The sequence below is a fragment of the Gluconobacter albidus genome (assembly GCF_002723915.1).
GTDB classification, from domain to species: Bacteria; Pseudomonadota; Alphaproteobacteria; order Acetobacterales; family Acetobacteraceae; genus Gluconobacter; species Gluconobacter albidus.
Genome location: NZ_BEWL01000013.1, coordinates 21041 through 43804 on the forward strand (window position 1 = coordinate 21041; position 22764 = coordinate 43804).

The following is a 22764-nucleotide window of genomic DNA, read 5'->3' on the forward strand; positions in this document are numbered from 1 at the left end:
TTTGCGTCTTCCTGTTGCGGCGATCGGTCTGTGCCTGATGTGGCCTCTCGCCGCTCACGCAGCCGACACGACCCCTCCGACCAGAACCCCGATCAAACATCTGGTGGTGATCTATCAGGAGAATGTCTCGTTCGATCACTATTTCGGAACATATCCGAAAGCTGCCAACCTCGCCGGCGAGCCCGAATTCCATCCGTCAGCAGACACACCGCGTGTCGATACGCTCGCTACGGCAGACCTGCTGAGGCACAATCCCAACACGATCCTGGCCAATGGCCGGGACGCCTCCCTGCCCTTCCGGCTGGATCGCACACAGGCCGCCACCGCCGACCAGAACCATGGCTACACGGCAGAACAGCGGGCCTATGACCACGGAAGGTCCGACCTGTTCCCACGCTACACCGGACGAGCACTGCCCGGCGGCGTCGGTGCGTTTGGCACCAGAGGAGAGGTCATGGGCTATTTCGACGGCAACACCGTCACGTCGCTATGGCGCTATGCACAACGTTTCGCCATGAGCGATGCGACCTATACGGACACATACGGCCCCTCCACGCCCGGCGCGCTGGAAGTGGTGTCCGGCCAGACCAACGGTCTGCAGATCAAAACCACGACCCAGAAGCCTTCAACACTGCATGCCGCATCGCCTTATGTCGGAGACGGACAGGGCGGTTGGACCATGATCAATGACATTGATCCCGCAGACGACGTCTGCTCCACGCCCAACAATCAGGTGCGGATGACCGGGCCGAATATCGGGGATCTGCTCAACAGACATGGGATCACCTGGGGTGGCTTCATGGGGGGATTCAACCTTTCAATCCACAATCCCGATGGCTCGACAGGATGCCAGCGCCAGACGCTCTCCCCGACCGTCAGCCAGACCGTGGCGGACTACATCCCCCATCACAACTGGTTCCAGTATTACGCCAGCACGGCCAACCCGACCCATGCACGGCCGTCTTCCACAGCCGCCATCGGACGCAGCCTGCGCCCGGACAACGGCCAGCCGGACCCCGCCAACCACGAATACGATCTTCAGGACTTCTTTGTTGCGACAAAAGCAGGAAACCTCCCCGCCGTTTCTTTTGTAAAAATGCCCGCCTGGCAGGACGCCCATGCGGGGTATTCGGACCCGCTGGATGAACAGAAGGGCGTAGTTGAACTCGTCAATTTTATCCAGACCCGCCCGGAATGGCGCGATACCGCCATTTTCATCGCTTATGACGATTCAGACGGGTGGTACGATCACGCCTTCGTCCCTCCCCGTCATGGGTCCGCCGATCCCGAAGTCGATCAGCTGGACGGACCGGGACATTGCGGAACCGCAGCGCGTCCGAAAGGTGTGGGCGGCGCTGAAGTGAACGGCCGGTGCGGACCGGGGACACGGATCCCCCTTCTGGTGCTGTCACCCTGGGCACGGACGAATTATGTCAGCCATGTTTTCCTGACCCAGTCCTCCATCCCCCGCTTCATCGAAGACAACTGGCTTCAGGGCGACAGACTGGGCAAAGGCTCTTTCGATGCGGATGCCAATTCTCTCGAGGACCTGTTCGATTTCAGTCACGCACCCAGACCGGAGCCCCTGTTTCTCGATGCCGGAACGGGTGCTGTAAAACAGCACTCCTGAAACGACAAAGGGACGCGATGACACCGCGTCCCTTTGTCGTCACGGCCTGAGCATGAACACGCTCCGGCCTCTGATAAAGATGTCTCAGGCGAGAAGGTAGAATACCGTCGCCGCAACACAGACCGTCACAGGCAGCGTCAGCAGCCAGGCCATCACGATCTTGCTCAGCATCTTTTTGTTAATGCCAGAGCCCGCAGCCACCATCGTTCCGGCCACGCCGGATGTGATGATATGCGTCGTGGAAACCGGAAGGCCAGTATAACCTGCCGTCATAATGAGGCCCGCCCCCACGACTTCCGAAGCCGCACCCTGTGCCGGTGTCAGATGCGTCGTTCCAATACCTTCCCCCAGCGTCCGGACGATGCGCTTGTAGCCGACCATCGTTCCGATGCCGAGGCAGAGCGCACTCAGAAGACGTACCCAGCCGGGAGCGTATTCAACAGTCGGCCGCAGTTCGGATGCAAGGCGGGAAGCCTGCTTTTTCTCGGCATCGGAAGCAGCGGGATTTGCGGCAACAGACCGCAGACCGGACAGAACCTGATACACATCGCCACGCAGTTCAGCCGGTACCTCTGAAGGGCCGTCCGTCTGCGAAAGGCGGTTGATTGATGCGATGGCATCTTCCTTGAAGGAATACCGGTCATACTGCGTCACCAGCGGGAGCGCCTGCTGTGCGTCCTGACGGATCTGCTGAATGCTGACAGGAGCGGCCGGGTTCAGTGCGAAAGTCGCGGGCATGATGCCGATAATCGTCAGCATGATCAGGCCGATGCTCTTCTGACCGTCGTTGCTGCCATGCGAGAAGCTGACGAGCGTGCAGGTCAGAACCAGAACACCACGTACGATCGGGTTCGGTTTCTGTTCGGGTGTCGGCGCCTTATACATTTCCGGCATCTTCACGAGCGAACGGATGAGGAAATACAGCAAAAGCGCGCCTACAAAACCCAACAGAGGCGACACGGCCAGGGCACGGAGCACTTTCCAGATCTGGCTCCAGTCCACGCTGTGCCCCAGTTCACGGGCATGAACGAAGGAGTCACCAATGGCAATGCCGACCAGCGAGCCGATAACGCAATGGGAGGAAGAGTTCGGGATCCCGAACCACCATGTCATCAGGTTCCAGGCAAGAGCCGTGCCGAAAAGAGCAACCAGCATAGGAACAGCCGGATTACCGCTCGGCGGCGAAAGCACATCCGGCGGAAGAAGTTCCACCAGCGCGTAAGCGACGGAAATGCCGCCCAGAATTACGCCCAGAAGATTCATCAATCCGGACCAGACGACCGCGACGGTCGGCTTCAGCGAATTGGTATAGATGACAGTTGCAACAGCATTGGCCGTGTCATGAAAGCCATTGGCAAATTCAAACACACAGACCAGAACGAAGCAGAGGCATAACGCGACAAGCGATACAGCCGAGGAGGGGTCAAAATGAAACATAAATCCCGAATTCCGTTATTCTGCCTCCTGCCTTAATCCATTTAATAAATTTTTAGTTATGACGTTTCTGCTTTTCATAAAACTTTCACAGTAACAGCATAAGACACATAAAGTATAAGATGCGCCATCAGCCTTCTATCGGCCTGTATCGCATTCCTCAGGGCACAAGTGCTTTTATGAGCGCCTTGAGAGCCTTCTGTGCGGCTTTGGAGCCCCATTCCCGCAACAGTTCACGAGCCTGTGGCTGTTTCGAAAGCGCTTCAGGCGTTTCCCTGATTGGTGGCATGGCACTCACATGATCCTTGATGCTGGACGGAAGTGCCGGGAAAGGATCAATATTTACCAACTGCGTCAGCAGCGCCACGCTCGTAATGCGACAGGTCGGACGATGTGTATTCAGACACACATACGCCCCTGTGCCGTTGACTGCGGGATCATAAATAGCCTTCCAAGTCACCGCAGGAACCGGAATACGGCCCTTCCCGATCGTCCGGACGTCATCCGGATCGTAACCCGGCCCGGTTACGACGAAGATTTCGCCTTCCTGACGCGCCCAGCCCCTGACAGCACTTTCCACACCTTCCCACGGACCACGATTCAACTCCGCTGTCTGAGGGATAATGTTGGACAGCAGGAATGACTCCTGCTGCGCCCTCAGGCCCGCCTCGTCTCCGCTGGGCGTCATATGTCCCCGGTCATAACCCGATGCCCTGTAATCGTTCAGAGTAGCCTGCATACGGAAAGGAAGACGCCCATCAGCGGAAAAACTCCCCTGCCGGCGCGTCCGGTCTGCAATTTCCAGGTTTTCTTCCGTCAGGTCCTCGGCAGACCAGAGTGGGCCTTTACTCGCTTCCGAGACAAGAACGGCATAACCGGAATTACAGAGCTGAACCGTGCCGATCCGCGCGGTTTCCCGCAGGATCGCGGGGGGCTGGCCCTCCGCAAAAAGGGCTGGACATGTCTCCGCCAGAGCCGAGGTGGAAAAGATCAGGGCCAATACAGGAAAATACAGAAAATATTTCAACAGCGTCTCGCACGCCCGGTCTCACGGGGTCAGTTCCGGGAGCGCCCGGTGTTAATGGATCAGGACACTCCGCGCAACTGACTGATTTTTCAATTTCTTTTCATGACAGCCTTGATCAGGTGCACCGCTCCGTCATCCTTCAGCACAACCGGCGCTTCATTTTCGAGGTGGCTTCCGTTTTCCCAGACGTCCACCACGCCCCGGCTGATCTGATCCGGATTTCTCACCTCAACCCGGTAGGTCGCTGTTTTCCAGCGGAGCACCACGTCAAACCCCGGCCATTCCGGCGGAATGCAGGGCGAGAGAAACAGTTCGCCGTCCTCGATCCGCACACCCAGCAGGACCTCAGTACCAACACGCTGCATCCATCCTGCCGAACCCGTATACCAGGACCAACCGCCACGCCCGACATGGGGTGCTGCGGAATAGACATCCGCCGCCACCACATAAGGCTCCAGCCTGTACCGCCCGGCAGCAGCTTCGTTCCGGGCATGATGAACGGGGTTGATGGTGGCAAACATTGCATGGGCCGCAGCTCCGTCCCCCAGCAGGGCCGTCGCCAGGACGGTCCAGAGAGCAGCATGGGTATACTGACCGCCATTTTCCCGAACGCCGGGCGGGTAGCCGCGAATATAGCCCGGGTCAGGCTCGGATTTATCAAAGGGCGGCGTCAGGACCATGATAATGCCGTCGTCAAGCCGCACGAGCTGCTCCCGCACTGCCTGCATGGCCAGGCGGGCGCGCTCAGGATCTCCAATCCCGGAAATCACGGCCCAGGACTGCGCGATCGCATCAATCCGCCCTTCCCTGTTGAGATGACTGCCCAGCGGCGACCCGTCATCAAAATAGGCTCGGCAGTACCACTCCCCGTCCCAGGCATTTTCAAGTCCTGCCTTGAGATCCGTAAGCGCACGGTGCCACTTCTCAAGACGGGCCTGGTCGCCCCGCGCCTCCGCATGAGGGATAAACGCCTTCAACGCCGAGGACAGGAACCAACCAAGCCAAACGCTTTCTCCCCGACCGGCCTCGCCGACGCGGTTCATCCCGTCATTCCAGTCGCCAGTCCCCATGAGCGGCAGGCCATGAGCCCCCCATGTTAGACTATGGTCGAGCGCTAAAGCACAGTGTTCGTAAAGCGAAGCGCGCTGTTCCGTCATTGAGGGCTGAAGGAAGCGTTCATGCTCGTCATTCGCCAGCACGGGCGCGTCAAGGAAGGACAATTCCTCATCCAGAACGCTCCGATCCCCACTGACACGCACATACTGCGCCACTGTAAACGCTAGCCATGCGCAGTCATCGGAAATGCGCGTCCGCACGCCATTGCCCTTCTGGGGCAGCCACCAGTGCTGGACATCGCCTTCCACGAACTGCCGCGACGCCGCGCGCAGCAGATGCTCGCGGACCAGTGCAGGCGCGGAGGTTACAAGCGACATCCCGTCCTGAAGCTGGTCGCGGAACCCGTACGCACCGCTGGCCTGATAGAATCCGGCCCTCGACCAGATGCGGCTCGACAGGGACTGATACAGGAGCCACCCATTGAGCATGATGTCCATCGACCGGTCCGGAGTGCGAACCTGAAGGGCTTCCGTAACAGAACGCCAGCCCTGTTTCACGTCCTCCAGAACAACATCGAGATCCGCGGCCCGGTATTGCGCAATCAATTTCCGGGCGTGCTCGACATTCTGTCCCTGCCCCAGAAGGAAGACGATTTCCGTCTCTTCACCCGGCGCCAGACTGAGGACCGTCTGCAAGGCCGCGCAGGGATCGACACCTGCGCCGACAAAACCCGCAAGATCACCACCCCGAACAATCGCCCGAGGCGCGGACAGGCTCCCGTAACGTCCCAGAAATGCCGTCCGGTCATCCATACCCGAAACCGGATGCCCGCCGAAATCCGCAAATGCCACACGATCGCCGAACGTATCTCCCCATACATTCCGGGCGAATACGGCACCCGTTTCAGTATCGGTTTCCGAGAACACAAAGGGCACCGCAGACATCCGGGAGCGCCCGAGAACCCATTCCACATAGGCTGTCGCACGCAAAGTCCGTGTGCGGGAGGTCTGGTTCACCAGACGCAGCCTTGAAATCCTGATCGGATCTTCCTGTGGCACATACTGCACCAGTGTACTGGCAATCCCGTCCGCAACCCGCTCGAACCGACTGTAACCGCGCCCGTGATACGCAACATGGACCGCCGTTTCGTCAGAACAGACCGCCGCCAGGGGCGACCAGAAAAACCGGCTCTCCTCATCGCACAGATAAAAAGCCTCTCCCGGCGGATTGCTGACCGGGTCGTTGCTCCAGGGCGTGAGCTGGTTCTCACGGCTGTTTTCAGACCATGTATAGCTGCTGCCTTCCGCTGAGACCTGAAACCCGAAATGTGGATTTGAGATCACGTTGATCCACGGCGCCGGCGTGGTGCGGCGTCCCCGCAGAATCACGGCATATTCCGTCCCATCTGCCGTGAATCCTCCATACCCGTTTGAAAGTTCGAGTTCCGGAAGGGCTGGCGCCTCTCCGCTCGCCCGGTAAGGACGGAAAACCTCCTCTTTCCTCAAAGCGGCCCTGTCCTGCCGGATCGTCTCCGCGCGGGTGATCTGATATTGCAGGCTTCCGCCCTTTCCGGGGAGCACCACGCGCGCAGCAGAAAACAGAAGTTCCTTCACGACCCCCGACATCAGGCTGCCCCGCAGCAGATGGACACCTCCGGCACCGCCCCCTACCGAGGACGATCTGACGAGCGTTTCAAGCGCCTGCTGAAGATCCTGCGCATAGGACGTCGGATGTTCGTTCAGGATGACCACATCCACGGCCAGCGCCTTGATCCGGAAATATTCCTGTGCCCTGAGCACCGTGCGGGCAAGCTCGAAGTCCTCGCTTTCACTCACGACAAGCAGCAGGATCGGCAGATCGCCCGACAGGCCCTGCCCCCACAGATCGGTCTGGCGCCCCGCCCCGCGCCTGATCCGCTCAGGAGAGGCCCGCAGTGTCGGACCGGCATAAAGCAGGAACCCCGCCAGCTTCTGGAACAGATCCGCCTGAGTGGGGCGGATGTCGAGATGCCGCAGCTGAATCTGTGCATGCGTCCAGGCCAGCGTCAGCGCGCGGTCGAGATCCGCCGCATCCTGATGCCGCTCGATGCTGTCCATCAGAGCGGCCCGGGTCGAGGCCACGATCGTCCAGAACGACACCCGTCGGGTGGCCCGTGGCGGGACCGCCAGTCTGCACCGCACGGCAAAAGCTGCATCCAGCACCGTCCCTGTACTACCCGAAAGCTCAGAAGCTCCCTGCAACGCGAGGGGCGCCTGAAGATCACGGCCCCGCCCCACAAATCGTGCGCGGTCCGTCTCGATGGAGAGGGGACCGCCTCCGACCACCAGACAGGCAGCCCAGATTTCCTGCTCCCCCGGGCTGCGACGTCGGCGCGTGGCGATGAGGGCGCGCTGCGACGGGAGATATTCCGTCTGTACGAACATGCGGGCAAAAGCGGGATGGGCAAGGTCCGTCTCTGGCGGGCACAGCGCCAGCTCGACATAGGACGTCACTTCGATCTCAGCAGTCGCCAGACCCGTATTTCTGACGGAAATCCGGCGAAGTTCAGCATCGTCCTCCGCAGAGACCAGCACATCCATCGTCGTCGTCAGTTCGCCATCCTGCCGCAGATAGGTGGCGCGGTCCTCACGGAACTCGACACTGCACTGATCCGCCGGAACCCCGCAGGGCTGAAAACCGGCGGACCACACACGGCCGCGTCCGATATCCCGCAGATAAACATACGATCCCCAGTTATCGAGCGTCCCGTCCTCACGCCAGCGCGTCACCGCCTGCCCGTTCCAGCGGCTGTAGCCCGACCCTGCGGCGGTCAGCATGACGCTGTAGCGGCCATTGGAGAGAAGATGCGTGACGGGAGGAGCATCCACATCCAGCGCGATCTGACGCCCTCCGGGAGCCTGTCCCGTAGAAGCTGGTGGCGGGAGCAGTTTTTCTTCCTTCAGAGGGCGCGTTATGGCTCCGCCGATCGGCGCGCGCTCCTGAAGCAGAAGCTCGGCAGCGCCCATCATGGGTTCCGCATGAAACCGTCTGCGCATGATCCCATCCAGAATGGTATCTGCGAAAGCCAGAATGGACATACCCTGATGATGCGCCATGTAGGAGCGGATGATCGCAGGATTTTCCCCCGGCCGCAGGCGCTCTTTCGTGTAGTCCAGGGCCTCGTAAAAGCCGAATGCTCCCTGTGCGCCGAGTGCCTCCAGACGGGCAAAATTCGCCACGGCCTTGCGGGCATTCACCATGGCGGCCAGCGCCGTCGCATAAGGCGCGATTACGAGGTTCTGAGCAAGGCCCCGCTTCATTCCCAGACCCGGGACGCCGAAATTGGAGTACTGGTAATTATAGTCCAGATCCCGGGCATTATAGGCTGATTCCGAGATGCCCCAGGGCGTTTCACGCGCCTGCCCATATTCGACCTGACGTCTGACGATCTGTCGGCTGGTTCCTTCCAGCAGACTGTCGAACGGCGCCGCCATAACCAAAGATGGCATCAGATATTCGAACATGGAACCTGACCACGATACGAGCGCCTCACCACGCGCCACAGCAGCGACAGGCCGCCCCAGCCGGAACCAGTCCCGGGCAGGAACATCGCCTTTCGCAATTGCAAAAAATGAGGCGAGGCGCGCTTCAGATGCCAGAAGATCGTAGCAGTTATCGTCCAGAACGCCGTCATTGACGACATACCCAATCGAAAGCAGACCGCGCTCACGGTTACGCAGGAAGCCGAATTCCATATCAAGCGCCATGGTCCGGGCCTGTTCTGCCAGTTCCTTCAGCAGTCTGGCTGTCTGCAGTCCGGCAGCGCCGTCTCTCTGGTCGCTGCGAATGGCATTCTGGGCAGCCTGCAGCCAGAACAGGACACTTTCCGCTCCTCCTGCCGGAACGCTATCCCTGTCACTGACTTTCCGTGCTCTCGTTCCGTTCAGGGACTGCACGGCCTCACCGGCACGGGCAACGAGAGCCATCAGTCTTTGCTCGACAAAAATCTGCCCGGCAGCATTCTCCAGCAATTCATGCAACAGCGACCGGATATCCTGCGCGATGCTGACCGAGCGAAAAGCGTCGCCAGCTGCGGTCAGGTCTGCCTGCGCCAGAGCCAGCGCATCCTGCACGCCCCGTCTCCAGCCGTCAGGCGAACGGCCCTTGTGTTCCCATTCCATAAAGGTCCGGCCCAGCGCAATCAGATGCCCTGCCAGATTGCCGCTATCGACGGTCGAGACATACACCGGTGTGAGAACGGACAGGTCTTCCGTGCTGTACCAGTTGTAGAAATGTCCCCGGTAGCGTGGCAGCCGGGCCATCGTCGCGAGCGTTTCCTGTACCCGCTCCACAGCCTCAGCCATACCGATCCAGCCAAAATCATGCGCGGCGACAACGCACAGGAGATACAGCCCCATATTTGTAGGCGACGTTCTGCGCGCCAGGAGGGCGGCGGGCTCTTCCTGAAAGTTGTCAGGCGGCAGGAAATGATCCGATTCCGTGACGAAGGTTTCGAAATATTTCCATGTCCTTCTTCCCTGAAGGCGCAGGACCATTGTTTCGTCCACTGTTGCCTCAAGTCTGCGCGCGGAAACACTGTATTGGCTCGCCTTCCACGCGAAGACCGGCGACAGCACCCAGACACATGCAAAGGGCAGCATCACAAGCCACACCAGAGGCGCCATCAGAGACATCAGAGCAAATGCGAAAGCACCGAGGAGGATGGCCCCTCCCATCTGACGTACGTATCCCATCAGACTTTCACGCGGCGCCTCGGCGGCCTGCGCCGCTGTCACCCATTGCAGGAGATGCCTGCGGGTAACGAACACTCTCGCAAACGTGCGGACGATTGCATCGCCCATCAGGCAGGCCTGATCGGCCAGAAACACCAGACAGAGCGCGGTCGTCAGAACTGTCCGTTTCAGATCCGTTCCGAGCAGGGCAAGGTAACTGTCAAGCGTCTCCCCCTGCCGGAAGCGAAACGCGTCAATCAGTAGAGGAAGAACGGCTGGAATGGCGACGGTTGCAACAATACATGCCGTCCAGACAAAGGCATCATGCCCTCCCAGCATCCATCCTGCGAACAATGCCGCCACAGCCATGGGTGCGGACAGACTGCGCCGCAGGTTATCCAGCATTTTCCAGCGCGCAATGCCTGTCATGGGTGTCGAGCGTATGCCGATCGTCGGCAAACGTCCCATCCATGAAAAAATCCATGGCAGAAGCTGCCAGTCCCCTCGCGCCCATCTGTGCAGGCGGGATGCCGAAACGAGATAATCCGTCGGGAATTCCTCGATGACTTCGATATCGGTCACAAGTCCGGCACGGGCGAAAACACCTTCGAACAGATCGTGACTCAGCAGCGTTCCTTCAGGTACACGACCGGCCAGCGCAGCCTCGAAGGCATCAATGTCGTAAATTCCCTTGCCGGCAAACGATCCTTCGGAAAACATGTCCTGATACAGGTCCGAAACAGCGGCCGTGTAGGGCTCGATACCATTCGGGCTGGAAAAGACGCGCTGAAACAGCGTACTACTCCGCGTCTTGGGCAGAGAGGGCGTCACGCGCGGCTGGAGGATCCCATAGCCTTCCACGACGGCACCACGTCCTGGATCGAAGCTCGCCCTGTTCAGGGGATGGGCCAGTTTACCGACCAGGCGCCGTACCACTTCGTAAGGCAGCCGCGTGTCGCTATCGAGCGTCACGACATATCGTACGCCTTCTGGAATCCGCTGCCCCGGAAGCAGCATGAAGCTCGTGTCTTGTGCTCCGCGCAGAAGGCGGTTCAACTCATGCAGCTTGCCGCGCTTGCGCTCCCAGCCGATCCACTTCCCTTCACCTTCCGACCATTTCCGGCGGCGATGCAGCAGCAGGAAACGCTCCGAAGCCCCATCAGCCGCTCCATCAGTTCGCCCGTACATACGGTTCAGCCGCGCAATGCCCTGCACGGCCTGCTCCAGCAGGTCCTCGTCTCCCGCACGATGTTCGGAAGACCAGTCCGTCCAGTCCGTCAGCAGCGCAAAACTGATATCCCCGTCCCGGCTGGCGAGATAATGTTTTTCAAGCCGGTCAACCATTTCTCCAACGGCCTGACGATGCGTCAACAGGGTCGGCACTACGACCATCGTCCGCAGATCCGTTGGAATGCCCTGCTTGAGTTCCAGCGACGGAAGTTCCGAAACCGTAATGGCCTACATCAGAAAACGGTTCATTCCGGAAACCACGGCATCAGAGGCCGGAATAAATCCCAGAACAAGCAGCAGCAGAAACGCACGGCCCGGCAAATAGCCGTTCATGAGCGACAGAAACCCTGACAGCAGAAGCAGCGTCAGCAGCGTTACGGCAATACTGTATCCGGTAATGCCAAGCTGTCGGCAGATCCTCCCGACCTGGACCCGCAAGGGTGCGCGAAAGCGCAGCTCTTTCTCCAGAGTCGGGCGTCCTTCCGCAATCAGATAATATCCGGGGTCCGCGCGCCGCGGTTCTGCAGACTGCTCAATCCGTGCGTTCTGTGCTTTTGCGACCGCCAGACTGGCAATGTCGCATTCTGAAAACTGCGATCCTTTCGCAAGCTTTTCGACAGCCCGGCAGTACAGATGGCGGGTTGTCAGATCCATCCCGGAAAATTCGCCATGGGCCGCCAGCGTCCTGCTGACGAGGCTGACATCCTCGACCAGATCGTTCCAGTCCGTCGTCGTCATCAGCCTGATACTGTTGATGATGTTGCGGATTGTCGCGTTCAGGGCCCCCTGTTCCTGCATCTCCTCATGAACGATCGTTTCGAGATCCGTTCCTTTTTCCTGAAGCACCCCATCAAGCCACAGAAAAGCGGGGTCTTTCTGTGGATCATGCCCGCGCAGGCGATGGGCAAACTGAACGAGAAAAGCGCGGGAGAGCATGGGGGTCTCGACCCTGGCGAGAACCTGCATGGTCTGTGGACCATTGGCACCCCCGTTTTCCGTCAGTGCATCAACAAGAGTGTCGGCCTTCTCCCGTGCCTTCAGATCATCACTGATCTTTTGTGAAATGCGCCGCAGATTTTCGATCAGGACGATGCGCATATTGATCGGGACCGCCCAGAGTTCCCGGATCAGAAGAGGCTGGGTCTGCTGATAGGTCTCGAGAAACTCCCGGATCGTTTCCGTGCTGATATGACTGTCAGTATGCGCCACCAGCGCCCAGGCGATTTCAAACACGCGAGGCAGGCCGGAAAATGCACCATCCACCAGTTTTGGAAGATCACGGTAATATCCGACAGGCAGTTCGACCTTGATGGTCTGGATCTGCATATCCATCAGATAATAGTTGTCGATCAGCCATTCAGCGGCTGGCGTCAGTTGCTTTCCCTGCTCCGAGGCGTGGGACAGAACGATATTGATATCCTGCAACACCCGCGCGTTGTCGTTCAGACGGGCAATCAGCGGGCTGCCATGAGTGCCAAAAATTGTCCGGGCATGGGAAACTGCCAGACTGCGAGCATGCGCACGCATCCGGTCCAGTCCAAACAGATCTGCCCGAATGGGGTTTTCATCCGCCCAGCAGCTTCGCGAATGTGCTCCCACTGCCGACGCCCCCGGGAAACGGGAGGAGGCTGATGTGACTGCCCCCAGCAACCTGAGTATTTCTGTTCTGATCGACATCTTTACCGCCTCCCTTCCGGAATGGAGAACCATCCAGACGCCCTAAACCGGATTCAGAAGGCTATTTTCAGCAACAGGTTCTTGTTATTTCTTTTGTGACTGATCACGTTTCCTTGCTGTTGAGAGAATATCTGCGAAAAACTGCAACTGTTTGAGAACGTTACTGGCAATACTTCAGGACTGTCTGGCTGAGGGGATAACCAAACATTGCACAATACGACAAGGAAACGACCTGCCACCATGACCGTCCGCCTGTTCGCAAGCGCCCTGATGGGGGCCGCCTTAACCGGAATTTTACCCCGAGCGGAAGCTGCGCCACCTGCGCTCCCTCCCCTTGCGCATGCCGAACTGGAAAAGGGAGCTCACGCTGCCCTTTCCACGCACGGAATTGTCGCAGAGCTGGATGTCAGACATACGACACGATGCACTGTGCCGATCGTCTGGACCGATGCGGATTCCAGCCCGACATCTCCCTGCAGCATGGCATTCCTGACCCTGCGCACGCCCGGCAACACACAGACTCATGCATCTTCTTTTCCCCTGACGCCCTACGGGACGGAAGATGACGGCATGGCGCAACTCAGGATGTCCTTCCGGCAGCTCGACGCGTCTTCACCGTTTCCCCAAGTCATGGTCTCCGCCTATACGGGGGGCGCGCATTGCTGCTCTCTCACCTCCATTTTTGATCTGCGTTCCAACGGACACTGGCAGCATCTCGAACTGGGGGGGATGGACGGCGATGGCGAACCGGAGGTCGTGGATCTTGTGGGAAATGGACAGCAGGAAATCCTGACTTCCGACCAGTCCTTTCTCTATGCTTTTGCATCCCATGCCGGCTCGGAAGCGCCTGTTGTAATTTCGCGCTATCACGATGGTATTCTGGAAAACGTGACGCGTGATCCCGTTTATCGGGACTATCTGGCAAAAGATCTTGCAGACAGGCGCCGTAACTGGACCCGCTCCGGCCGTTTCGAGCCTAACGGCTTTCTGGCCTATGAGGTCGCGACCATGGCCAATCTGGGCAAATTCCCTGAAGGCTGGCGCGATATGCTGGCTCATGCACAATTCACGAAAGAATCTGGATTTGGTCTTTCCCTTTGTGACCTCAAACCCGCCGCAGAAAAACAGAACGGTCATGGCTGTTCGATCAAAGAAAAAGAGCTGCTTCCGTTTCCAGAGGCCCTTTCGGCGTTTCTTGTCCAGAGCGGCTACATAACGCCGGAACAGGCTGCTTCGGTCAGAAAATCTCAGGACCCGAGCACTGCTTCTCAGGCGCAAGCGTTACCTCCCACAGTCCCCGACACAGGGAATCCGACGTCTTCATCATCCGCACTGGCTCGACCACCAGAAACGGACACGGCTTTCTCTCCCTCGGTCAGATCCACGAAATCCAGTGTGCTGCTCCCTGTTCTCGCAGGTCTTGGTCTGGCTTTTTATTTTCTTCCAATGCTGATCGCCTACAGACGCGATACTGTCGATCAGCGAAAAATTGCTATAATAACGGTCCTGCTGGGCTGGACGATCATCGGATGGATCGCAGCCCTTGTCATGGCCCTCACGCAGCGCTCACGGAAAGTATAGACCCGCAGACCACAATCAGTTTCTGATCCTGCTCCGTGCCTCCCGCAGCGTCATGGTCCCGACCCGCTGCGAGAGGTAAATCCCGGTTTTGCCCGAACAGACGCAGGCCACGAAACATCCGATCGCGAAATAGACGATATCCCCGGCACCAAACAGCTCCACGCCCATGAGGGTACAGGCCAAAGGCGTGTTTGCAGCTCCGGCAAAGACCGACACAAAGCCCACGGCAGCGAACAGGTCCACCGGCACATGCAGTGCATGGGCCAGAACATTGCCCGCCGCAGCCCCCAGAAAGAACAACGGCGTCACCTCCCCGCCCTTGAAGCCGCTCGCCAGAACGACGACCGTAAACACCAGCTTCCAGAGCCAGGACCACGGATAGAATGCAGGTCCGAAAAAACTGACAATGGACGCTCCGCCGGGTTCTGCCGGAAAAACCCCCAACCCAAGATAATCCCTGTTTCCAACGATTATGACCAGAAGAATGGTCGCAATCCCGCCAATGGCTGGTCGCAGCCATGTTCTCGGACAGACTGTTTTCATCACTGCTGCCAGACGGTGCACACTTTCGGCAAAGATCCAGCTCAGCAGACCAAAAACCACTGCCGCACCGGCAACCTTCGCAGCCAGCACGGGATTGACATGCCATAGCGTGCCGTCGGCCATCACTGTTCCCTGAAACATCAGGGGATAAAAAACATGGTGCACACCCCAGGCGCGACAAGACCAGTCTGCAATAATGGATGCCGTAGCCGCGGGCAGAAGGAAGCGGTAGTCAAGCCGACCGAGTGTCAGAACTTCAAGAGCGAAAACCGCTCCTGCAACTGGGGTTCCGAATACGGAACCAAAGCCGGCAGCAATGCCGCAGGTGAGCAGGGCACAGGTTTCTGAAGGACGAAGCCCAAACAGTCGCGCAGTCGCACTGGCCAGACTGCCTCCAACCTGTATGGCTGTCCCTTCCCGCCCAACAGAGGCTCCGAAAAGATGGCTCACAACAGTAGCAATGAGCACGAAAGGCGCCATCCGAAGTTGAACTCCGGCGCCCGGCTCGTGGATTTCATCCACGATCAGGTTCGCCCCACCCTCCACATCACGTCCGAACCAGAAATACCACAGTCCGACAGCCACGCCCGCCAGAGGCAGCCCGAACAGCAGGCCCGGGTGAGCGATCCTGCAGGCAGTGACAACATCCAGAAGCCACAGAAACAGAGCGCAGACACTGCCGATGCAGACTGACAGCATCACTAGGACAGCGAGCATCCGGCAGTAGCCGAGAACACTGGAAAAACGGAATTGATTTTGAACGTCGTTCATGGTGGACGCAGGTCTCCTGTCTTGTCCCCGAAGGGCATTAAAACAGGAATCATCAGCTTCCGGATGAAGCGGTTCGACCACAGATGGTCAGGCAGAATCCATTGCCTTCAGACAGGCAAAAAAGCCCTTCAGCGCCCGATCTGTCAAGAGATACAGCCTCCAGGCAGATGACAAGGTTTTAAGGGGATGCCACTTTCCAGCATGACAGGTGTATGCCACCGTGACTGTAACAAAAACGGGCGGCCCCGATCCGTCCTTCCATCCGGCTGATTTAGGGAGCTGCATATCATGCGTCGCCTTCTGGTTCTCACGACCCTTCTTGCAGGACTGCCCTTTGCGCTTCCGGCGCAGGCCGAAGGAACCTTTTCCTTCGCCACAACACCGGGACAGCTTCCCAAAACCGTTGTGCCGACGGATTACGTCATCGACCTGACAACCGACATGGAACATCTGACCCTTCAGGGTGATGAAATCATCCGGATCGAAGTTCAGACTCCGACTGCCGATATCACGCTCAATCAGGCGGGTCTCAAGCTCGCGAGCGCCCTGCTCGACAACTCCCAGAAAGCCGTCATCCATCAGGATGACGCCGCGGAAACGGTCACACTGCATTTCCCGGCCCCCGTTCCGGCAGGGATGCACACTCTGGCGATCAAGTATTCCGGGCCGATCCTCAAAACGCCCAACGGCATCTACGTCGACGACTACACGGACCCCAAGGGCAAGCCGCAGCGGATGCTGGTTACGCAGTTCGAAGTCGCGGATGCGCGCCGGATGTTCCCAGGCTGGGACGAGCCGGCCTTCAAGGCGACCTACCAGCTAAACGTGACGCTTCCTTTTGAATACGCAGCCGTGAGCAACATGCCGATCATCGGCACGACACAGCAGGATGAGAAGACAAAACGCGTCTCCTTCACCCCGACGCCGCGCATGTCGAGCTATCTTCTGGCGCTGGTGGCGGGCGACATGGCCTCCGTCGATGGCAAGGCAGATGGCACCCCTCTCCGCGTTTTCGCACCGAGCGGCCTTGAGAACCAGGGCACCTATGCCTTGGGAGCTGCCGAAAAGATCCTGCCCTATTACAACGACTATTTCGGTATCAAGTACCCGCTGCCGAAAATGGACATGCTGGCCATCCCGGGCAATTATCAGGCAGGCGCGATGGAGAACTGGGGCGCGCTGACCTATATTGATAACGTCCTTCTGTTCGATCCGAAGAACAGCACGCCCCGCACCCGCGAACTGATCTACGAAGTTGTCGCGCATGAAATGGCGCATCAGTGGTCCGGCGATCTGGTGACCATGGGCTGGTGGGACAATATCTGGCTGAACGAAGGCTTTGCATCCTGGATGGAAATCAAGGCGACGGACAAGATGAACCCGGAGTGGGACATCTGGCCGCGTCAGCATGAAACCCGCGAAAGCACGATGGCGACGGATGCCCTGTCCACCACCCATCCGATCCAGCAGACCATTCACAATGTGAGCGAAGCCAATTCGGCGTTTGACGGTATCAGCTACGGCAAGGGTGAACTTGTCATCCGCATGATGGAAGGCTGGCTGGGCGAAGACCATTTCCGTGACGGAATGCGCGCCTACATGAAGGCCCATGCCTTTGGCAGCGCCACCAGTCAGGATCTGTGGAATGCACTGTCAAAGGCCTCAGGGCAGGATGTCGGCAGGGTGGCACGCAGCTTTACCGAACAGCCCGGCATCCCGCAGATCAATGTTGCGGCGGTCTGCCAGAACGGCCAGACGACATACACTCTCACGCAGAGCCGTTTCACGATCCACGACCCGAATGCGAAAGCCCTGACCTGGAACATTCCCGTCGTTGCGGGCGGTCCGGGACTTGAAACCAGAAAGCTCGTCCTCGGCGCAGAGCCCGTGACTTTCACGCTGCCCCGCTGCGATGCCCCCCTCAAGCTTGATCTGGGCGAGAGCGGCTATTACCGCGTGCATTACGACGACACCGCCTTCGCGCCAATTGCCGCTTCAATTTCGAAATTTGCACCCGTGGACCGCGCCAATATCCTTGGCGATCAGTTCGCCCAGTTCCGTGCCGGCCATGGAAACCTGTCGTCCTATTTTGACCTCGTGGACCGCCTGACAGCCGCGCATGAGCACGACATCGCCACGCTTGAGGAAATCATCGGCAAACTGGAAACGCTTGACACCTATGAAATCGGCAGCCCGGACCGCGCCGCATTCCAGGCCTATGCCCGCAGCCGTCTGGCCCCTGTTCTGAAGCGTCTGGGCTGGGACCAGAAGCCGCATGAAAGCGTGCTGGACACGATGCTGCGCCCGTCCGTGATTTCTGCTTTGGGAGATTTCAACGATCCGGCCGTTCTTGCAGAAGCAAAGCGTCGTTTCGCAGCATGGCTGAAGAACCCGGCTTCCCTGCGCCCCGATCTGGTGGGAACGGTCTCGGCACTGGCAATGAAAAATGCCGACGCCGCGACCTACGACATCATGGCCAAGAAAGTCCGTGACACGCAGGCCACGGAGCTCAAACTCCGCCTGTTTCAGGCTCTCGCCAACGCCACGGCCCCTGATCTGATCCGCCGCAACGTCGAACTGGCCTATAGTGGGGCCATTCCGAACGGTCGTATTTCAATGGCCCTGTCGTCAATCGCATCCGCCAGCGAAAATCCGGATCTCGTCTGGAAGCTCGTCCGCCAGCACGAAGCCGAAATCCGCACACATCTCGCGCCTTGGTCACAGGACGGGTTCCTTCCTGCCATTGCGGCTCATTCCAATAGCCCGGACATCCTCGCCGAGCTTCAGAAAGACCCGTCTTCCACCATGACGACCGGTGCGAAAATCGCGACGGCCCATGCGGTCAACGCCGTTTCCGCCCGCAAGGAAGCCGTTCAGGCCGCCCAGAGCCAGATCCACGACTGGCTCGCCTCTCACACCCGCTAACCGGCTAAACGAGGCGGAAAAGATCCGCCTCGTCCCTGTCCGGGGCGGGAAAACTGCTATAGACGTGGCTCTCCTGTTTTACCCGCCACCGGACCATTCTGCCCCATGCTTCAGATCGAAAACCTTGTCTTCAACGCCTGGGGACGACAGTTCTTCAATCGTGCAAGTGCGAATCTTCCCAATCCCTCCAAGGTTTCGCTGGTTGGCAGAAACGGCGTCGGAAAATCCACGCTTTTCAAACTGATCAAGGGTGAGCTCCAGCCGGATTCCGGTGATATCGTCATCCCCCGCGCGGCCCGTGTTGCGACTGTGGATCAGGAACACCCTGCCACTCCCATCAGCCTGATTGATACGATCCTCGCAGCCGATACGGAACGCGCAGCCCTCATGGCCGAACTGGAAACGGCTGATCCGGAGCGGATGGGCGATATCTGGATGCGCCTGATCGAAATCGACGCGGACAGCGCCCCCTCCCGCGCGGCGGAGATCCTGAATGGTCTGGGCTTCTCCACGGCAGATCTCGACCGTCCAATGGCAGAGTTTTCCGGTGGCTGGCGGATGCGCGTGGCCCTGGCTGCCGCGCTGTTTGCCGAGCCCGACCTGCTGCTGCTCGATGAGCCGACGAACTATCTCGATCTCGAAGGCGCCCTGTGGCTGGAAGCGCGCCTCGCACGCTATCCCCATTCCGCTCTTATCATCAGCCATGACCGCGAACTGCTAAACAATTCCGTCGATTTCACGCTGCACGTCACGGAAGGCAAGCTGGAACTCTACACGGGCGGATATGACGATTTCGAGCGTCAGCGAGCCGAGAAAATCCGCCTGCAAAGCGCCACCCGCGCCAAGCAGGAAGCCGAGCGCGCACATCTCCAGTCCTTCGTGGACCGGTTCAAGGCCTCCGCCGCCAAAGCCGCGCAGGCCCAGAGTCGCGTCAAGCGCCTTGCCAAGCTGGCCCCGATCGAAACGACGATTGAAGCCTCCGTCTCACCATTTCTTCTCCCTTCTCCTGCCCGTCCACTCGCTCCCCCACTGATCCGGCTGGAAAACGTCGAAGTGGGCTACGCAGACGATCCGGCCATTCTGCGCGACCTGAACCTCAGACTGGACGTGGACGACCGTATCGGCCTGCTGGGCGTCAACGGCGCCGGCAAATCCACTTTCGCGAAAATGATCGCAGGCGCTCTCGAAGTCCGTTCAGGAGACGTCTCCCGTTCCCCCCGTATTGAAGTCGGCTGGTTCCATCAGCACCAGATCGAGGCACTCGATCCGGAGCAGACTCCGCTTGATATCATGCGCGAGGCGCGTCCGGTGGACAGTGACCAGTCCCACCGCTCCCGTCTTGCACAGTTCGGCATTCATTTCGAAAAACAGGGCACCAAGGTCGAAGCCCTCTCAGGCGGTGAGCGTGCCCGCCTGCTGCTGAACATGGTGGCCATGGCTGCACCGCACCTGCTGATCCTTGATGAGCCAACCAACCATCTGGACATCGACAGCCGCCGCGCCCTCCTAGATGCACTGAACAATTACGAAGGGGCAGTCATTCTCATCACTCATGACCGTTCGCTCATGGAACTCGTCGCGGACCGTCTCTGGCTGGCTGCGGACAACCAGATCGTGCCTTTCGACGGCGATATGGACGATTACGCAAAGTTCGTCATTGAACGCGCCAAGGGTGGAACATCTGCTCCATCTCAGAAAGCAGCCAAAGAAAAACGCTCAAAGAACAAGAAAAACAAGAACAAATAACGACTTTATTACACAAATTTAGAAATATTTTTCAAATCTCCAAAAAGCAAAGTTGATGACCGCAGCCTGCTGAAGGTCATCAACTTTGTCGATCATACTGATGATTTTTGAACATGGGGATCGGACTCACCCTGATCGTTCCAGCCTCTTATCAAGTCCTGATATAAATCAAATCAAAATATTAGACACACCAGAAGAAACTTATCAGTGTTGATAACGTTTTCCAAAAATCATAATAAGGAATATGCATAATATTTATGATAATTAATAGTTTTTTAACTTAACATTACAAACAGACGTATTTTCTTTTTATTTTAAAAAGGAGTTAAAATGATAGATTTACATAATAAAACTCCTGATCAGAAAAATATATTTCCTCTTATGGAGGAGAGAAAGATTGGTTTCAGTCTCGCATTCTGTGCAGGGCTGATGAACGCATGGACCTTCTTTCATGCCCAAACCTTCGCCACCGTCCAATCCGGTAATGTCATACAGGTTGGTTATCGCCTGGTGCAGGGAGACTGGGTCGCATTCTGGTTTGCCTTTAGCTCCATTATCGCATTCGGCTTGGGATCTGCCTTATGCGGTGTACTGATGACGGTTCTTATGAGAGAGGGACGAAATTTCTCGAATATTGTCTTATGGTCTGAATGTATTTTACTATTTATTATTACAGTTTTTTCATTTTCAAACACAGTCCCATTAGCTTTCTTAGCTGTAGCTGTCAGTTTCGTTGCAGGAATGCAGGGGAACGCATTCCACAAAGACCACGGAATGCTTTACGGAAATGTTGCCGTTACTTTTGTTGTGCAAATGGCTTTTAATTTTATGGCTCAAAGTTTTTTCAAAAAAAATGGAATTAATGGAGAGTCCAATTTGATGTGGGCAGGAATATTTTTCTTTGTTCTGTTTGGTTTTGCCAGTGGCGGCGCTCTTGGATTTTTTTGTGATAAATATATAGGCAATAATACATCATTGATAATAACCATTACTTCTCTTGTGTTAATTACTATTTTTTCAAATAAAACAAATTTAAATACGGATCCGAGAACTGGCGCCACATTTGTCTAAATAAATATATCATTTTTTTAACATTCTTTCAAATCAAGGTTCTTACAGATGGAAAATTTGAAACAGCCAATTCTGGGCTCTAAGGGAGCTGATATTGTTGGCCCCCGAAATCCGGAAATTGAACTGCAGAACCCGGATATTTTTCTTCCCCCGACGACAGATAAGGGCGGGATCCCCAATCTGAAATTTCCTTTTGCGATGGCGCATAACCGTCTTGAAGATGGTGGATGGGCACGGGAAGTGACCTGTCGCGAAATGGGAGCGCTGAAAGAACTCGCAATCGTCAATATGCGTCTCCCCCCTGGGGTCGTGCGTGAAATGCATTGGCACAAAGAAGCAGAATGGGCTTACGTTCTCAAAGGGAAAGTTCGCTTCTATCTGATGGATGATCAACGTCAGACACTGATCGAAGACCTCGAGCCGGGTGATCTGTGGTTTGCACCAGCCGGCTTTCCACATGCCATTCAAGGGCTGGAAGAAGGTACCGAGTTTGTACTTGTCTTCAACGATGGTAACTTTTCGGAAAATCAGACACTCTTGGTAACCGAATTATTTGCTCATATCCCTCGTGAAGTTCTTGCGAAAAATTTTGGTGTTCCGGAAGCTGCATTTGCCAATATACCGGCGCACGAGAAGTATATTTTCCGTCAGCCCGTTCCCCCGCCGCTGGAGCAGGTCCGTCAGGATCTGGGTGCCGTAACTTTTACAGACAAATATGTTTTCCGTGCTTCCGCAACACCGCCTACCTCCTATCCGGGAGGAGCCACGCAGGTTATTGACTCGCGCAATTTTAGCGTAACAACACTGGCTGCCTTGATTATTGATCTAGAGCCCGGTGGAATGCGCGAAGTTCACTGGCACCCTGATGCGGATGAACTACAATATTACATCTCCGGAAAAGCTCGAATGACTGTGTTTGATGCTGTCGATAACGCAAGAACATTTGATTTTGTTCCGGGAGATGTTGGTTATGTGCCAAGAACTCTAGCCCATTATATTGAAAATATTGGCGATGAGCCTGTCAAGGTTATCAACGTTTTCCATACGGGCCAATATAAGGATATTTCACTCAACAACTGGCTGGCGCTCACACCTGCTCATCTGGTCAAAGGGCACCTTGAAGTTGATGATCAATTTGTCAGCCACCTCAGGACTACACGGCAACCCGTTGTCAAAAAATAGGCTGTTATTTTCTGTTCTTTTTCAAAATCCTTCCTGAAAACTCACTGATGAGCGTTTCGGCGTAGCATGTCTCATCTCATGGTGATGTAAATCACGGCATCTGCAACGTCGACACGCTGCTCACGTCCCGGCACGCGCAGACCCACCAGCCAGGGTCTCCGCAGGCCATACTGAAGAGC

General features: G+C 57.2%; 11 protein-coding genes and 1 riboswitch. Of the genes, 6 read left to right on the forward strand and 5 right to left on the reverse strand.

Annotated elements, in window-relative coordinates:
- Nucleotides 1-37 precede the first annotated feature (37 nt).
- The gene (locus tag GAL01_RS13250) at nt 38-1630 is read left to right on the forward strand and encodes a phospholipase C (protein WP_231865276.1); all 1593 of its coding nucleotides are present in this window, start codon (nt 38-40) and stop codon (nt 1628-1630) included.
- Between the two features lie 84 nt (nt 1631-1714).
- On the opposite strand, the gene GAL01_RS13255 is transcribed toward GAL01_RS13250, so the two are convergent.
- The 4 genes from GAL01_RS13255 to GAL01_RS16080 all read right to left on the reverse strand — a co-directional run bounded on the left by GAL01_RS13255 (nt 1715) and on the right by GAL01_RS16080 (nt 12616).
- The gene (locus GAL01_RS13255; protein ID WP_062028903.1) at nt 1715-3067 is read right to left on the reverse strand and encodes an inorganic phosphate transporter; all 1353 of its coding nucleotides are present in this window, start codon (nt 3065-3067) and stop codon (nt 1715-1717) included.
- A gap of 157 nt (nt 3068-3224) precedes the next feature.
- Nucleotides 3225-4091, reverse strand: coding sequence for a DNA/RNA non-specific endonuclease (locus tag GAL01_RS13260; RefSeq protein ID WP_062028901.1), 867 nt, complete (start codon nt 4089-4091; stop codon nt 3225-3227).
- Between the two features lie 89 nt (nt 4092-4180).
- Nucleotides 4181-11251, reverse strand: coding sequence for a GH36-type glycosyl hydrolase domain-containing protein (locus GAL01_RS13265; RefSeq protein ID WP_231865274.1), 7071 nt, complete (start codon nt 11249-11251; stop codon nt 4181-4183).
- A gap of 66 nt (nt 11252-11317) precedes the next feature.
- Nucleotides 11318-12616, reverse strand: a complete 1299-nt coding sequence (locus GAL01_RS16080; protein WP_231865272.1) for a hypothetical protein — start codon at nt 12614-12616, stop codon at nt 11318-11320.
- Nucleotides 12617-13006: 390 nt separating this feature from the next.
- Between GAL01_RS16080 and GAL01_RS13270 the strand changes: the two genes are divergently transcribed.
- Nucleotides 13007-14347, forward strand: a complete 1341-nt coding sequence (locus tag GAL01_RS13270) for a superinfection immunity protein (protein WP_062028899.1) — start codon at nt 13007-13009, stop codon at nt 14345-14347.
- A 15-nt stretch (nt 14348-14362) separates the two neighbouring features.
- Here the strand turns inward: GAL01_RS13270 and GAL01_RS13275 are convergent, their stop codons facing one another.
- A complete protein-coding gene (locus GAL01_RS13275; RefSeq protein WP_062028897.1) occupies nt 14363-15661 on the reverse strand; it encodes a voltage-gated chloride channel family protein in 1299 nt (432 codons plus the stop codon).
- A gap of 36 nt (nt 15662-15697) precedes the next feature.
- Nucleotides 15698-15776, reverse strand: a riboswitch (Fluoride riboswitch).
- A 173-nt stretch (nt 15777-15949) separates the two neighbouring features.
- On the opposite strand from GAL01_RS13275, the gene GAL01_RS13280 reads away from it, so the two are divergent.
- From GAL01_RS13280 to GAL01_RS13295, 4 genes are all read left to right on the forward strand, one after another.
- Entirely contained in the window at nt 15950-18586 is a 2637-nt protein-coding gene (locus tag GAL01_RS13280; RefSeq protein ID WP_231865271.1) for a M1 family metallopeptidase, read from the forward strand.
- Between the two features lie 105 nt (nt 18587-18691).
- Complete coding sequence (locus GAL01_RS13285; protein WP_062028892.1) at nt 18692-20332, forward strand: ABC-F family ATP-binding cassette domain-containing protein; 1641 nt, start codon at nt 18692-18694, stop codon at nt 20330-20332.
- Nucleotides 20333-20662: 330 nt separating this feature from the next.
- Nucleotides 20663-21403, forward strand: coding sequence for a YoaK family protein (locus tag GAL01_RS13290; RefSeq protein ID WP_062028890.1), 741 nt, complete (start codon nt 20663-20665; stop codon nt 21401-21403).
- 48 nt (nt 21404-21451) lie between these two features.
- Nucleotides 21452-22585: a cupin domain-containing protein gene (locus GAL01_RS13295; RefSeq protein ID WP_062028887.1), complete on the forward strand. Its 1134-nt coding sequence runs from the start codon at nt 21452-21454 to the stop codon at nt 22583-22585.
- Nucleotides 22586-22764 lie beyond the last annotated feature (179 nt).

Coding starts and splice junctions, on each gene's coding strand:
- GAL01_RS13250 (WP_231865276.1), top strand. CDS start 38: ATGTGGCCTCTCGCCGCTCACGCAGCCGACACGACCCCTCCGACCAGA.
- GAL01_RS13255 (WP_062028903.1), bottom strand. CDS start 3,067: ATGTTTCATTTTGACCCCTCCTCGGCTGTATCGCTTGTCGCGTTATGC.
- GAL01_RS13265 (WP_231865274.1), bottom strand. CDS start 11,251: ATGGTCGTAGTGCCGACCCTGTTGACGCATCGTCAGGCCGTTGGAGAA.
- GAL01_RS16080 (WP_231865272.1), bottom strand. CDS start 12,616: ATGCGTGCGCATGCTCGCAGTCTGGCAGTTTCCCATGCCCGGACAATT.
- GAL01_RS13270 (WP_062028899.1), top strand. CDS start 13,007: ATGACCGTCCGCCTGTTCGCAAGCGCCCTGATGGGGGCCGCCTTAACC.
- GAL01_RS13275 (WP_062028897.1), bottom strand. CDS start 15,661: ATGAACGACGTTCAAAATCAATTCCGTTTTTCCAGTGTTCTCGGCTAC.
- GAL01_RS13280 (WP_231865271.1), top strand. CDS start 15,950: ATGCGTCGCCTTCTGGTTCTCACGACCCTTCTTGCAGGACTGCCCTTT.
- GAL01_RS13285 (WP_062028892.1), top strand. CDS start 18,692: ATGCTTCAGATCGAAAACCTTGTCTTCAACGCCTGGGGACGACAGTTC.
- GAL01_RS13290 (WP_062028890.1), top strand. CDS start 20,663: ATGATAGATTTACATAATAAAACTCCTGATCAGAAAAATATATTTCCT.
- GAL01_RS13295 (WP_062028887.1), top strand. CDS start 21,452: ATGGAAAATTTGAAACAGCCAATTCTGGGCTCTAAGGGAGCTGATATT.